The following is a 13,637-nucleotide window of genomic DNA, read 5'->3' as shown; positions in this document are numbered from 1 at the left end:
GGGCCACGCGTCCGATCCGCGGACATACGAAGATGCCGCGCCCCCCAGGCTAGAACCAGGGGGGCGCGGCATCCATTCCGGGCCCGGTGGGCCACCGGGCCCGGCGCGGTCGCTTCGGCGTCAGCCGTCCGTGCGGTCCTCCGTGGCCGGCTCGGCGGCCGGGGCGGACTCGGCCGCCGTGGACTTGACGGTGCTGATCGCCGGAGTGGCGCCGTTGGCACCGTTCGTCAGCGCGAGTTCCTTGGGGGAGAGCACCGGCGGACGGGTGGACGGCGTGCGGCGCGAGGATCCGGTCCAGGCGGGCCGGGGCGGGCGCTTCACGATCGGGGCGAAGATCTCGGCGATCTCCTCCTTGCCCAGGGTCTCCTTCTCCAGAAGGGCCAGGACGAGGTTGTCGAGGACGTCGCGGTTCTCGACCAGGATCTCCCAGGCCTCGTTGTGCGCGTTCTCGATGAGCTTCTTGACCTCCTCGTCCACCAGCGCGGCGACCTCTTCCGAGTAGTCACGCTGGTGAGCCATCTCACGGCCGAGGAAGGGCTCGCTGTTGTCACCGCCGAACTTGATGGCGCCGAGACGCTCGGTCATGCCGTACTGCGTGACCATCGCGCGGGCCACGTTCGTGGCCTTCTCGATGTCGTTGGCCGCGCCGGTGGTCGGGTCGTGGAAGACCAGTTCCTCCGCCGCACGGCCGCCCAGCATGTAACCGAGCTGGTCGAGCATCTCGTTGCGGGTGGTCGAGTACTTGTCCTCGTCGGGCAGGACCATCGTGTAGCCGAGCGCCCGGCCGCGGGACAGGATGGTGATCTTGTGCACCGGGTCGGAGTTCGGGGAGGCCGCCGCGACCAGGGCGTGACCGCCCTCGTGGTACGCGGTGATCTTCTTCTCCTTGTCCGACATGATCCGGGTCCGCTTCTGCGGGCCGGCCACGACGCGGTCGATCGCCTCGTCCAGCATCTTGTTGTCGATCAGCTTGTTGTTGCTGCGGGCCGTCAGCAGGGCGGCCTCGTTCAGCACGTTCGCCAGGTCGGCACCGGTCATGCCGGGGGTCCGACGCGCCACGGCGTTCAGGTCGACGTCGGGGGCGACCGGCTTGCCCTTCTGGTGGACCTTGAGGATCTCCAGGCGGCCCTGCAGGTCCGGCGGGTCGACGGCGATCTGCCGGTCGAAACGGCCCGGGCGCAGCAGCGCCGGGTCGAGGATGTCCGGCCGGTTGGTCGCGGCGATCAGGATGACGCCGCCCTTGACGTCGAAGCCGTCCATCTCGACGAGCAGCTGGTTCAGGGTCTGCTCGCGCTCGTCGTGACCGCCGCCGAGGCCGGCGCCGCGGTGGCGGCCGACCGCGTCGATCTCGTCGACGAAGACGATCGCCGGGGCGTTCGCCTTGGCCTGCTCGAAGAGGTCGCGGACCCGGGAGGCACCGACACCGACGAACATCTCGACGAAGTCGGAACCGGAGATCGAGTAGAAGGGCACCCCGGCCTCACCGGCGACGGCGCGCGCGAGGAGCGTCTTGCCGGTACCGGGACGGCCGTACAGCAGCACGCCCTTGGGGATCTTGGCGCCGACGGCCTGGAACTTGGCCGGCTCCTGGAGGAACTCCTTGATCTCCTGGAGCTCCTCGACGGCCTCGTCGCAGCCCGCGACGTCGGTGAACGTCGTCTTGGGGGTGTCCTTGGTGATGAGCTTGGCCTTCGACTTCCCGAAGTTCATCACTCGGGAGCCGCCGCCCTGCATCTGGTTCATCAGGAACAGGAAGACGACGACGATGAGGACGAAGGGGAGCAGGGACAGCAGAATGCCGACGAACGGGTTCTGCTTGGACGGTGAGACCGTGTAACCCTGCGGGATCTGCTTCTGCTCGAACTTGCTCTGCAGCGTGCTGGCGATGGTCACGCCCTGGTCGCCGATGTAGCTCGCCTGGATCTTCGAGCTGTCCTTGATCTTCTCGCCGTCCTTGAGCGTGACCTTGATGGTCTGCTCGTCACCGGTGGTGAGCTTGGCCGACTCGACCTTGTTCTCGTTGATCGCCTGGACAACCTGACCTGTGTCCACCGTCTTATAGCCGCCGGACGAGCCGACGACCTGCATCAACACGACCACGGCAAGGACGGCCAGCACGATCCACATGACCGGCCCACGGAAGTATCGCTTCACGTCCATCCACACGGAGCGGTGCCGCCCCGTCCCTCCTGCCACAGTGAGTTTGATAAGACAGTTCTTCTGACGGTACCCCAGCATTGTGGCCCGAAGCCGCACAGGACGGCTGGCAATCCCGTCTGCATGGTCCAACGGCGCGACGGCCGCCGGGGTTCCCGGTCTTCGACCCGCGTCCTACGGCGCTGTGCTAGCCACCGTAGACGTGGGGCGCGAGCGTACCGACGAACGGGAGGTTCCGGTACTTCTCGGCGTAGTCGAGGCCGTAGCCGACGACGAACTCGTTGGGAATGTCGAAGCCGACCCACTCCACGTCGATGGCGACCTTGGCGGCGTCCGGCTTGCGCAGCAGCGTGCACACCTTCAGGGAGGCGGGCTCGCGGGAGCCGAGGTTGTTGATCAGCCAGGACAGCGTCAGACCGGAGTCGATGATGTCCTCGACGATCAGGACGTGCCGCCCCTTGATGTCGGTGTCGAGGTCCTTGAGGATCCGTACGACGCCGGAGGACTGGGTGCCCGCGCCGTACGACGACACGGCCATCCAGTCCATGGTGACCGGGGTGGACAGCGCCCGGGCGAGGTCGGCCATGACCATCACCGCGCCCTTGAGGACGCCGACGATCAGCAGGTCCTTGCCCGCGTACTCCGCGTCGATCTTCGCGGCCAGTTCGGCCAGCTTCGCGTCGATCTCTTCCTTGGTGATGAGCACCTCTTTGAGGTCGGCACCCATGTCTTTCGCGTCCACCCGCATCACTTTCGGTCGGTCGTCCCACCGGCCTGTGCCGGACCTCCGGGACCCGCGTCAGCGGGCCGGTGGGAGCTCCGGATTCAGCCTTGCCGAATCACCAGTCTGCCACCCTGCCGCTGGGCGACGACTTTGCCGGGCAGATTGATGACGCCCTGACCGCGCCAGCCGGTGATCAACCGGTCGACTTCCTCGATGTGGCGGGCGAAGAGCGAGCCGGCCGGGGCCCCCGCCTCGATGGCGGCGCGGCGCAGGATGCGGCGGCGGACGGCGGGCGGCAGGGCGTAGAGCTTGGCGCACTCCAGCAGGCCGGCGGCGTCGCGGACGCCGGCCTCGGCCTGGCCGGCCCACGCGTCGAGCGCGTCGGCGTCGTCGCGGGAGAGCTGGGCCGTACGGGCGAGGGCCTCGACGACACCTTTGCCCAGGCACTTCTCCAGAGCGGGCAGTCCCTCGTGGCGCAGCCGGGAGCGGGTGTAGGCGGGGTCGGAGTTGTGCGGGTCGTCCCAGACGGGCAGGGACTGGACCATGCAGGCCTTGCGGGCGGTCTGCCGGTCGAGCTGGAGGAAGGGACGCCGGTAACGGCCGCCGGCCCCCGAGACCGCGGCCATTCCGGACAGGGAGCGGGTGCCGGAGCCGCGGGCGAGGCCGAGCAGGACGGTTTCCGCTTGGTCGTCGCGGGTGTGGCCGAGCAGGACCGCGGTGGCGCCGTGGTGTTCGGCGGCGGCGTCGAGGGCGGCGTAGCGGGCGTCGCGGGCGGCGGCTTCGGGACCGCCGCCGCGGCCGACGGTGACGGCGGCCGACATCACCGGGTCCAGGCCGAGTTCCCGCAGGCGCTGGACGACGTCCGCGGCGCGCGTGTCGGAGCCGGACTGCAGCCCGTGGTCGACGGTGACGCCACCCGCGCGCAGGCCGAGCCGGGGGGCCTCGAAGGCGAGGGCGGAGGCGAGGGCCATGGAGTCGGCGCCGCCGGAGCAGGCCACGAGGACGAGCGGCGCGCTCGGGCTCACGGGCGTGCGGTGCGCCGGCGCCGCTGCGGGGGCGTCGGTGTCGCTGTGTTCGGTGAGGATGTCGTGGAGGACGCGGCGGACCGCCAGGCGTATCGCCGCGACCGCAGGATGGGGACCCATGTCCGGTTCCCTTCATGAAGTTTTTCGGGGGGTGAGCCCGAGTCGGTCACTCAGAGTGTGTAGATGGTGACAGAAACGGGCGGTTCCCTGAGCATTGCACGCCTGTCCACGGCCCACGGTCCCTCGGACGGGTGATTGGGAGGGCGTTCGTCTGCCGTGGGCCGGACGTGTCGCACGACGTTCGCCGGGCGGCTCACGCCTCCGGCGTGTGGTGGACCCGCGCGACCCACTCCGCCGGTTTCGCGAGTTCCGCCTTGGTGGGGAGGGTGTTGGGCGAGGTCCACACGCGGTTGAAGCCGTCCATGCCGACCTGGTCCACGACGGCCGCCACGAAGCGTTCACCGTCCCGGTACTGCCGCAGTTTGGCGTCCAGGCCCAGCAGCTTGCGCAGGGCGAGATCGAGGCGGGAGGCGCCCTTGGCGCGGCGCTGCTGGAACTTCTCGCGGATCTCGGAGACGGTCGGCACGACGTCCGGTCCGACCCCGTCCATGACGAAGTCGGCGTGCCCCTCCAGCAGGGACATCACGGCGGTGAGGCGCCCCAGGACCTCCCGCTGGGCGGGGGTCTGCACCAGCTCGACCAGGGACCGGCCGCCGTCGTCCTCCTCGCCCTCGGGACGGCCGCCGGCGAGTGTCTGGGCGGCCTCCCGGACCCGTTCCAGGACGGTCGTCGGGTCGACGTCGGTCTCGGCGAGGAAAGCCTGGATCTCGCCCTCCAGGTGGTCGCGCAGCCACGGCACCGCGGAGAACTGCGTGCGGTGCGTCTCCTCGTGCAGGCACACCCACAAGCGGAAGTCGTGCGGCTGCACGTCGAGTTCGCGCTCCACGTGGACGATGTTCGGGGCCACGAGGAGCAGCCGTCCGCCGCCGTTCTCACCGGTCGGCAGGTCGCGGGTGGCGGGGGCGAAGGTCTCGTACTGGCCGAGCACGCGGGAGGCCAGGAAGGACAGCAGCATGCCGAGTTCGACCCCGGTCACCTTGCCGCCGACGGCTCCGAGGACCGCGCCGCCGGCGCTGTTGCCGCGGCGCTCCTGCATCTTCTCCAGCAGCGGCCTGAGGATCTCCCGGAATCCGGCGACGTTCGCCCGCACCCAGCCGGGACGGTCGACGACGAGGACCGGGGTGTCGTGGGTGACGTCGGTGCCCATCCGGGTGAAGCCCCGGACGTGCTCCTCCGAGGACTTGGCGTGCCGGCGCAGCTCCGCGACGACGGCCCTGGCCTCGTCTCGGCTCACCTCGGGGCCCGGCCGTACGAGCCGGGTCGCGGTCGCCACCGCGAGATTCCAGTCGACCATCTCGGCTCCACCGATGCTCGTCATGCGTCAACGGTACGTGAGCTCCGGCGCTGGGGGCAGGCCGCGGGAGCCCCGGTGGGGCCGGGCCCGACGCCGACGGCGCCCGAGTCGCCGCCGGGACGCGCCCCGGTCGCCGGGACGAGCGCCGCCCCGCCCGCAGCGGAGCCGCTGACCGCGGTCCGCAGGCGCTGCCGCCCCGCAGGGCCTGCCGCTGCGCCGGACCGTCCGTCGACTGCCGCACGTGCACCCGGCCGGTCGCGTGCGCCGCGCGGGCCGGGACGCCCGGTAGCCGGTCGCTCGCGCCGTGGCCGACCGCGCCGTCGTCCGCGGCGCCGCCACTGACGAGCCGCCGGCCCGCCCGGCCACCGCGGTGAGCCGAGACGAGGCCACCGGGGACGCCGTCGACCGCCCTTCGCGGAACGCCGTCGGCCGCCGCCGCGCCGGGCCCCGGTCGTGCGGCGTCAGTGGCAGCCGCAGCCCGCCAGGGCCGTCGCCGCCGTGTCCAGCGCCTTCTGCGCCGCCCAGGGATCCGTCGTCCCCGAGGCGAGGAAGGCGAAGGCCAGGAGGCGGCCGTCCCGGTCGACAGCGGTCCCGGCGAGGGTGTTCACTCCGGTCAGGGTGCCCGTCTTGGCGCGCACGACGCCGGCCGCCCCGTCGGTGTAGCGGCTGGTGAGGGTACCCGTGAAGCCCGCCACCGGCAGGCCGGTGAGGACCGGCCGGAGGTCGGGCCGCGCAGGGTCTCCCGCCTCGACGAGCAGGGCGGTCAGCAGGTCCGCGGTGAGCCGGTCGGTGCGGTCGAGGCCGCTGCCGTCGTGGAAGACGGCTCCCTTCAGCGGCAGGCCCAGCTTCTCCAGCTGGGCGCGGACGGCCCGGCCCGCGCCGGCGAAGTCGGTGCGCTCGCCCGTCGCGGCGGCGGTCTGGCGGGCGAGTGCCTCGGCGATGTCGTTGTCACTGTGGGTGAGCATCCGCTCGACGATCCGGGACAGCGGCGGGGAGGACACCGTCGCGAGGGTCCGGGCGCGGCCGGTGGCCTTCGAGGGGCCCGGTGAGGTGGTCTTGATGCCGTGCTCCGCCAGGAACCCGGCGAACGAGCGCGTCGCGGCCGCCGCCGGGTCCGGCACGCGGCGCGTGGGTCCGCTGGTGGAGTCGTCGGTGCGGCCCTCGTCGGCCGCGAGGGCGGTGACGAGGGCGACGTTGCCGTTGACCCCGATGGGGTGAAGTCCGGGCCCGGCGAACAGGGTGGTGTCGTACGACAGCGTGACCTTCCGCACGCCCTGCTTCTTCAGGGCCGCGGCGGCGTCCGCGGCCAGCGTGCGCAGGTCGGCCCACCCTTCGGCCTTGTCGCGGGCGGTGAGCGTGGGGTCGCCGCCGCCGACCAGGACCAGTTCGCCGGTGTCGGGCTCCAGCGCGGCGCGGGTGGTGAAGCGGTGGTCGGGCCCCAGGGCGGACAGCGCGGCGACCGCGGTGGCGATCTTGGTGGTCGAGGCGGGCGTCAGACCCTGGTCGGCACCGGCACCGTACAGGCGCTCACCGGTGGCGACGTCGACGACGGCGGCGGCGTGCCGGGCACCGAGTCCGGGCGCGTCGAGCAGCGGGCCCAGCACCCCGGCGAGGGCGGCGGCGTCCAGGGTCGTCGGCGCCGACTTCACGGTGTTGACGCCGCCGCCGAGGCCCGTGAGGACGACGGCGGCGCTCGGGGCGGGCCGGGGACCTGCGGTTGCGGTGCCCGAGGGGCGGCCGTGATCTGCGCCACCCGTGTGCTCCTGCGCGGCCGCCCACTCCCGCTCGGCCGTACGCTGACCCGTGGCGTCCCAGGGACCCACGGCGGTCACCACACCGGCGGCCAGCGCCAGACCGGCGGTGGCCGCGCCCGCGGTGTACTGCCAGGTCTTGTTGGCGTTCGGCCGCGTCATGCGTGTGACGTGCGGTTTCGCGGTCTGTGCAAGCCGCGCGACCCGCGGCCGGACGGCCGTCGCGGCACGTGCGAGACGCGGCCGTACGGCGGCGGTGAACCGTGCCACGCGCGGTCGCGTGCCCCGCCAAGGCCTCAGTTCCGGCACGACCACCAGCCCCTTTCGCGATCACACACCAGCGTGAGGGACACTTAATCACCCGAAGTATGTGCTGATCATGGAGGAGCCACCGGTGGAGTTCGACGTCACGATCGAGATTCCGAAGGGTTCGCGCAACAAGTACGAGGTGGACCACGAGACCGGTCGGATCCGCCTGGACCGTCGACTCTTCACCTCGACCGCCTACCCGACCGACTACGGCTTCGTCGAGAACACCCTCGGCGAGGACGGCGACCCGCTCGACGCCCTGGTCATCCTGGACGAGCCCACCTTCCCGGGCTGCCTGATCCGCTGCCGCGCCATCGGCATGTTCCGCATGACCGACGAGGCGGGCGGCGACGACAAGCTGCTGTGCGTCCCGGCGACGGACCCGCGTGTGGAGCACCTGCGCGACATCCACCACGTCTCCGAGTTCGACCGCCTGGAGATCCAGCACTTCTTCGAGGTGTACAAGGACCTGGAGCCCGGCAAGTCCGTCGAGGGCGCCGACTGGGTCGGCCGCACCGACGCCGAGGCCGAGATCGAGCGGTCCTACAAGCGTTTCGAGGAGCAGGGCGGTCACTGAGCCACCGGCTGTCGGAACGGGCCGCACGCGCACGCGTGCGGCCCGTCCGCGTATCCGCGTGTCCCGGGTATCCGGCTGTCCCACGGATCCCGCGTATCCGGGTGGCCACCCGACCCGGCGTGTGTGCGCATACTGAGGCCTGACGGAGGTGTCGTAGAGGGAGTGCCGCGCAAGTGACGGAGACGGAGGACCGCAAGCCGCAGTCGGACGAGGCACGGAGTTCCTACGACTCCGAGATCACGTCCGAGTTCGCCGTTCCGCGGGGGCTGGTCGTGCCGAGAGGCGGCGCGGAGCCGGAGACGACGTCGGAGTTCGCCGTGCCCCGGGGTCTGGACGTGCCGCAGGTGCCCCAGGCCGAGCCGGAGGGATCGGCGTTCAACGCGCCGAGGACCTACAGCGCCAAGGGCGCACCGGCGGCCTTCACCCCGCCCGCCGGGGTCCCCGCGGTCAGTCTGACCAAGGACGTGCCGTGGCAGGACCGGATGCGCACCATGCTGCGGATGTCGGTGACGGAGCGGCCGGCGCCGGAGCCGGTGCTGCGGGTGGAGGAGGGCGGCCCGGCCGTCCCGCGCGTGCTCGACCTGACGCTGCGTATCGGCGAGCTGCTGCTGGCCGGCGGCGAAGGCGCCGAGGACGTGGAGGCGGCGATGTTCGCCGTCTGCCGCTCCTACGGGCTGGACCGCTGCGAACCCAACGTGACCTTCACCCTGCTGGCGATCTCCTACCAGCCGTCGCTGGTGGAGGACCCGGTGACGGCGTCCCGGACGGTACGGCGGCGCGGCACCGACTACACGCGCCTGGCGGCCGTGTTCCAGCTCGTGGACGACCTCAGCGACCCCGAGACCCATGTCTCCCTGGAGGAGGCGTACCGGCGGCTCGCGGAGATCCGGCGCAACCGGCACCCCTATCCGACCTGGGTGCTGACCCTGGCGAGCGGGCTGCTCGCCGGCGCGGCCTCGGTGCTGGTCGGCGGTGGTGCGCTGGTGTTCGTCGCGGCGGCGGTCGGCGCGATGCTCGGCGACCGGCTGGCGTGGCTGTCCGCGGGGCGCGGGCTTCCGGAGTTCTACCAGTTCACGGTGGCCGCGATGCCGCCCGCGGCGATGGGCGTCGCGCTGACGCTGGCGCACGTCGACGTGAAGGCGTCCGCGGTCATCACCGGTGGACTCTTCGCGCTGCTGCCGGGACGGGCGCTGGTGGCGGGTGTGCAGGACGGGCTGACCGGCTTCTACATCACCGCCTCGGCGCGGCTGCTGGAGGTCCTGTATCTCTTCGTGGGCATCGTCGTCGGCGTGCTGGTGGTGCTCTACCTGGGGGTGCAGCTGGACGCCCACCTCAATCCCGATGCCGCCCTGAGCGTCTCCCAACGGCCGCTGTGGCAGATCGGCGCGTCGATGCTGCTGTCGCTCACCTTCGCGGTGCTGCTCCAGCAGGAACGGTCCACCGTGCTGGCCGTGACCCTGAACGGCGGCGTCGCCTGGACGGTGTACGGCGCGATGCGCTACACGGGCGACCTGTCGCCGGTCGCCTCCACGGCAGTGGCGGCGGGGTTGGTGGGGCTGTTCGGGCAGTTGCTGTCGCGCTACCGGTTCGCCTCCGCGCTCCCCTACACGACCGCCGCGATCGGACCGCTGCTGCCGGGTTCGGCCACCTACTTCGGGCTGCTGGCCATCGCGCAGAACGAGGTGGACAAGGGGTTGGCGTTCCTGACCAAGGCGGCGGCGCTCGCCATGGCGATCGCCATCGGGGTCAACCTCGGGTCGGAGATCTCCCGGCTGTTCCTGCAGGTCGGGTCCGCGGAGAAGCGACGGGCCGCGAAGCGGACGCGAGGCTTCTGAGGTCCGGGGGCCCTCGGCGTCCCGCAGGCCGCCCGAGCGGCCACGTGCGGCGGTGCGGGAGCGGGTTCCGGCTGTGACGGCCCGGGGCGCGGGCGCCCCGCACCCTTCTCACGGCGGGCTGTCAGCCCTGGTCGTACGGGTACTGGCCGTCGTAGGGCTGCCGACCGCCGTACCCCTGCTGGGACGGGCCCACGCCCTGCTGGTGCTGACCGTGGCCCTGCGGGGACTGGTCGTAGCCCTGAGGGGGCCGGCCGTAGTCCTGGTCGCCCTGACCGTAGCCCTGGTGGGTCCGGGGGGCGTACGGCTGCTGCGGCTGCGGCTGGGGGGCGTAGGGCTGCTGCGGCTGCGGGGCGTACGGCTGCGGGGCCGGGGACTGGGGGGCGTACGGCTGCTGCGGCTGCGGGGCGTACGGCTGCGGGGCCGGGGACTGGGGGGCGTACGGCTGCTGCCGGCCGTGGGCGGGCTGGGCACCGTACCGGCCGCCGTATGCGCTGGTGCCGCCCTGGTCCTGCTGGGGCGGCTGGGCCGGGTCGACGCGCCGCAGCTGGGTCGTGGCGTCGTCCATGACCGGCGGCAGGCCGCCGGTGGGCTGCCCGGGGGCGGACTGCACGGCGGCGGGCTGCGCTGCGGCGCGCTTCCTCTTGGCGCGCTCGCGCAGGTACTCGATGGCGATCGGTACCACGGAGACCAGCACGATCAGGACGAGGATCGCCTCGACGTTGCTCTTGATGAGGTCGATCTGGCCGAGCCAGTAACCCGCCAGGGTGACACCCGTACCCCAGGCTGCGCCGCCGACGACGTTGTACGTGAGGAACGTGCGGTACTTCATCCGCCCGGCGCCCGCCACGATCGGCGCGAACGTCCGCACGATCGGCACGAAACGGGCCAGGACGATCGCCTTGGGGCCGTACCGCTCCATGAACTCGTGGGCCTTGTCCAGGTTCTCCTGCTTGAAGAGCCGTGAGTCGGGCCGGCTGAACAGCTTCGGGCCGAAGAACTTGCCGATCATGTAGCCCACCTGGTCGCCGAGGACGGCGGCCAGCACGATCAGGGTGCACACCAGCCACAGCGGCTGGCTGATGTACTGCCCCTGCGCCACGAAGAGGCCCGCGGTGAACAGCAGGGAGTCGCCGGGCAGGAAGGCGAAGAGGCCGGACTCGGCGAAGACGATCAGCAGGATGCCGGCCAGGCTGAAGGTCTGGATCAGGTAGTCCGGGCTGAGCCACTCGGGGCCGAGCGCAAGCGTGGTCACGGGACTGTGGCTCCTGCTGATGGGGGACGGGCGGGGTTGGCTGCCCAAAAGTATCAACGCAGCGGTCGTGGCCCAGGTTCCACGGACGCTCCCAGGATGCACTGTGGCCGGGCTGGGGCAAAGCTGTGAGCCATGGGTATTGACGACTACGGCGGCGGCCAGAGCCCTCGGCCGGACGTGCTCGTGGTGACGACGAACGACGTCCCAGGCCATCGCGTCCAGGAGGTCCTCGGCGAGGTCTTCGGACTGACCGTGCGGTCCCGCCATGTGGGGAGCCAGATCGGCGCCGGTCTGAAATCGATGATCGGGGGCGAGCTCAAGGGGCTCACCAAGACGCTGGTCCAGACCCGCAGCCAGGCCATGGAGCGGCTCGTCGAGCAGGCACGCGCGCGGGGTGCGAACGCCGTGCTGATGTTCCGTTTCGACGTGACCGAGGCGGCCGACGTGGGCACCGAGGTGTGCGCGTACGGCACGGCGGTGGTCCTCGCCCCGGAGTAGTCCGCGCCGGGCGGGCGCACCGGTGGCGCCGCGGCCCACGTCGGTCGGCGGCCCTCGCCGAACGTACCGGCAGCGCAAGGGGACCCGGAGAACGGCACCCGGCGGGACCGGTCGGAGCGGTGGGACCGGGCGGGCCGACCGCACCCCGGACGAGCCCGGGGAAACCACCGCCCGGTGACGCCGGGAGACAGCCGCCCGGGAAGGCCGGGAGATCCGGGCGGACCGGCAGATCCTGGAGTACCGGGAGAATTCAGAGAACTGGGAGACGCACCCATGGCGTTGCACAAAGGTCCCGAGAAGCCCGACGAGCGCCTCGTGTCCGTGAACCCCTTCTACGGGGTGGCGAATCCGCTGGGCGGCATGGCGGAGGCGCCGCCCAAGCACCGGCTGCCGCAGGCGCCCATGCCGCCCATGACGGCCCACCAGCTCGTGCGCGACGAGCTGATGCTGGACGGGAACTCCCGCCTGAACCTGGCCACCTTCGTCACCACCTGGATGGAGCCCGAGGCGGGCATCCTGATGGCCGAGTGCCGCGACAAGAACATGATCGACAAGGACGAGTACCCACGCACCGCGGAACTGGAGCGCCGCTGCGTGGCGATGCTCGCGGACCTGTGGAACGCGCCGGACCCGTCGTCCGCGGTCGGCTGCTCGACGACCGGCTCCAGTGAGGCGTGCATGCTGGCCGGGATGGCCCTGAAGCGACGGTGGGCCGAGCGGAACGCGGACCGGTACCCCGGCGGGGGCGCCCGCCCCAACCTGATCACGGGCGTGAACGTCCAGGTGTGCTGGGAGAAGTTCTGCAACTTCTGGGAGGTGGAGGCCCGCCAGGTGCCGATGGAGGGCGACCGCTACCACCTCGACGCGCAGGCGGCGGCGGACCTCTGCGACGAGAACACCATCGGGGTCGTCGGCATCCTCGGCTCCACCTTCGACGGGTCGTACGAACCCGTCGAGGAGCTGTGCGCGGCGCTGGACGCCCTCCAGGAGCGCACCGGACTCGACATCCCGGTGCACGTCGACGGCGCCTCCGGAGCCATGATCGCCCCGTTCCTCGACCCGGAACTGGTGTGGGACTTCCGGCTGCCGCGGGTGGCGTCCGTCAACACCTCGGGGCACAAGTACGGGCTGGTCTACCCAGGGGTCGGCTGGGCTCTGTGGCGAAACGCCGAGGCGCTGCCGGAGGACCTGGTGTTCCGGGTCAACTATCTGGGCGGCGACATGCCGACCTTCGCACTCAACTTCTCCCGCCCGGGCGCCCAGGTCGTCGCGCAGTACTACACGTTCCTGCGGCTGGGCCGCGAGGGCTACCGCACGGTGCAGCAGGCCTCGCGGGACGTGGCCCGGAGCGTCGCCGAGCGGGTGGAGGCGCTCGGCGACTTCCGGCTGCTGACCCGGGGCGACGAGTTGCCGGTGTTCGCCTTCACCACAGCACCGGAGGTGCGGGCCTACGACGTGTTCGACGTCTCCCGGCGGCTGCGCGAGAAGGGCTGGCTGGTGCCGGCGTACACGTTCCCGCCCCACCGCGAGGACCTGTCCGTGCTGCGGGTCGTGTGCCGCAACGGCTTCTCCGCGGACCTCGGCGACCTGTTCCTCGACGACCTGTCGCAGCTGCTGCCGGAGCTGCGCCGGCAGCCCCGTCCGCAGACGTCGGACCGGGCGGCGGCCACCAGCTTCCACCACTGACCCTCCTGACCCACCTGGCCCTGCAGCCCCATCAACCCCCTCACCCCTTCCGGTCCCTCGGGGCCCTCGGGGCCGTCCGGGCCCTCCGGGCTGCGGCGGTCAACGGCTGAGCGCGGCGACTCCGCACCGCCAAGGGTGTGGTAGTTCGACCCGGGCTTGGCGTTGGACCGCTCGTGCGTGCCCCAGCACTCCAGGTCGTTGCGCACCTGGTAGCCGCGGGCCCGCCCGTACTGGCGGACGGCGCCCAGCACGAGGAGACGGATCGCTGACATGCGCTCCAGACTAGTGCCGCGGCAGGCAACGTTCGCCCGTCGAGGAGCGGCGTCCGGTGCGTGCTCCCGGTGTGCCGGCCGGAAGCCCTCGTACTGGATGTACTCGGGCTTTCGTCCGGTGCAGCGAGAGTGCGTGC

The 13,637-nt window shown here is 71.8% G+C and carries 10 protein-coding genes and 1 pseudogene; 4 read left to right on the top strand and 7 right to left on the bottom strand.

Annotated elements, in window-relative coordinates:
* Positions 1–120: 120 nt before the first annotated feature.
* The 5 genes from ftsH to dacB all read right to left on the bottom strand — a co-directional run bounded on the left by ftsH (position 121) and on the right by dacB (position 7,386).
* Positions 121–2,160 (bottom strand): ATP-dependent zinc metalloprotease FtsH, encoded by a 2,040-nt coding sequence (gene ftsH, locus JS756_RS28970; RefSeq protein WP_205386202.1) that lies wholly within the window; start codon positions 2,158–2,160, stop codon positions 121–123.
* Positions 2,161–2,344: 184 nt separating this feature from the next.
* Positions 2,345–2,905 carry a hypoxanthine phosphoribosyltransferase gene (hpt, locus tag JS756_RS28965; protein WP_205386261.1) on the bottom strand — a complete coding sequence of 187 codons (561 nt, stop codon included), beginning with the start codon at positions 2,903–2,905 and terminating at the stop codon, positions 2,345–2,347.
* A 77-nt stretch (positions 2,906–2,982) separates the two neighbouring features.
* Positions 2,983–4,026, bottom strand: a complete 1,044-nt coding sequence (tilS, locus tag JS756_RS28960; protein WP_205386201.1) for a tRNA lysidine(34) synthetase TilS — start codon at positions 4,024–4,026, stop codon at positions 2,983–2,985.
* Between the two features lie 193 nt (positions 4,027–4,219).
* The gene (locus JS756_RS28955; protein WP_205386200.1) at positions 4,220–5,344 is read right to left on the bottom strand and encodes a zinc-dependent metalloprotease; all 1,125 of its coding nucleotides are present in this window, start codon (positions 5,342–5,344) and stop codon (positions 4,220–4,222) included.
* Between the two features lie 437 nt (positions 5,345–5,781).
* A complete protein-coding gene (gene dacB / locus JS756_RS28950; protein WP_205386199.1) occupies positions 5,782–7,386 on the bottom strand; it encodes a D-alanyl-D-alanine carboxypeptidase/D-alanyl-D-alanine endopeptidase in 1,605 nt (534 codons plus the stop codon).
* Between the two features lie 79 nt (positions 7,387–7,465).
* Here dacB and JS756_RS28945 point away from each other — a divergent pair, with 79 nt between their 5' ends.
* Positions 7,466–7,957 (top strand): inorganic diphosphatase, encoded by a 492-nt coding sequence (locus JS756_RS28945; RefSeq protein ID WP_205386260.1) that lies wholly within the window; start codon positions 7,466–7,468, stop codon positions 7,955–7,957.
* A gap of 173 nt (positions 7,958–8,130) precedes the next feature.
* A complete protein-coding gene (locus JS756_RS28940; protein ID WP_205386198.1) occupies positions 8,131–9,792 on the top strand; it encodes a threonine/serine exporter family protein in 1,662 nt (553 codons plus the stop codon).
* 121 nt (positions 9,793–9,913) lie between these two features.
* Here the strand turns inward: JS756_RS28940 and JS756_RS28935 are convergent, their stop codons facing one another.
* On the bottom strand, positions 9,914–11,044 hold the full coding sequence (locus JS756_RS28935) for a DedA family protein (RefSeq protein WP_205386197.1): 1,131 nt from the start codon (positions 11,042–11,044) through the stop codon (positions 9,914–9,916).
* Positions 11,045–11,176: 132 nt separating this feature from the next.
* Here JS756_RS28935 and JS756_RS28930 point away from each other — a divergent pair, with 132 nt between their 5' ends.
* Both JS756_RS28930 and gad read left to right on the top strand, forming a co-directional pair.
* Entirely contained in the window at positions 11,177–11,542 is a 366-nt protein-coding gene (locus tag JS756_RS28930) for a YbjQ family protein (RefSeq protein WP_205386196.1), read from the top strand.
* A 273-nt stretch (positions 11,543–11,815) separates the two neighbouring features.
* The gene (gad, locus tag JS756_RS28925) at positions 11,816–13,228 is read left to right on the top strand and encodes a glutamate decarboxylase (protein WP_205386195.1); all 1,413 of its coding nucleotides are present in this window, start codon (positions 11,816–11,818) and stop codon (positions 13,226–13,228) included.
* Between the two features lie 131 nt (positions 13,229–13,359).
* On the opposite strand, the pseudogene JS756_RS28920 reads toward gad, so the two are convergent.
* A pseudogene (locus JS756_RS28920) lies at positions 13,360–13,500 on the bottom strand (PadR family transcriptional regulator); the annotation flags it as partial.
* Positions 13,501–13,637 lie beyond the last annotated feature (137 nt).

The organism is Streptomyces actuosus (assembly GCF_016921115.1).
Lineage (GTDB): Bacteria > Actinomycetota > Actinomycetes > Streptomycetales > Streptomycetaceae > Streptomyces > Streptomyces actuosus_A.
Note: the sequence above shows the minus strand (reverse complement) of the source record. Positions and strands in the feature narration are given on the sequence as shown.

Coding starts and splice junctions, on each gene's coding strand:
- ftsH (WP_205386202.1), bottom strand. CDS start 2,160: ATGGACGTGAAGCGATACTTCCGTGGGCCGGTCATGTGGATCGTGCTG.
- hpt (WP_205386261.1), bottom strand. CDS start 2,905: ATGCGGGTGGACGCGAAAGACATGGGTGCCGACCTCAAAGAGGTGCTC.
- tilS (WP_205386201.1), bottom strand. CDS start 4,026: ATGGGTCCCCATCCTGCGGTCGCGGCGATACGCCTGGCGGTCCGCCGC.
- JS756_RS28955 (WP_205386200.1), bottom strand. CDS start 5,344: ATGACGAGCATCGGTGGAGCCGAGATGGTCGACTGGAATCTCGCGGTG.
- JS756_RS28930 (WP_205386196.1), top strand. CDS start 11,177: ATGGGTATTGACGACTACGGCGGCGGCCAGAGCCCTCGGCCGGACGTG.
- gad (WP_205386195.1), top strand. CDS start 11,816: ATGGCGTTGCACAAAGGTCCCGAGAAGCCCGACGAGCGCCTCGTGTCC.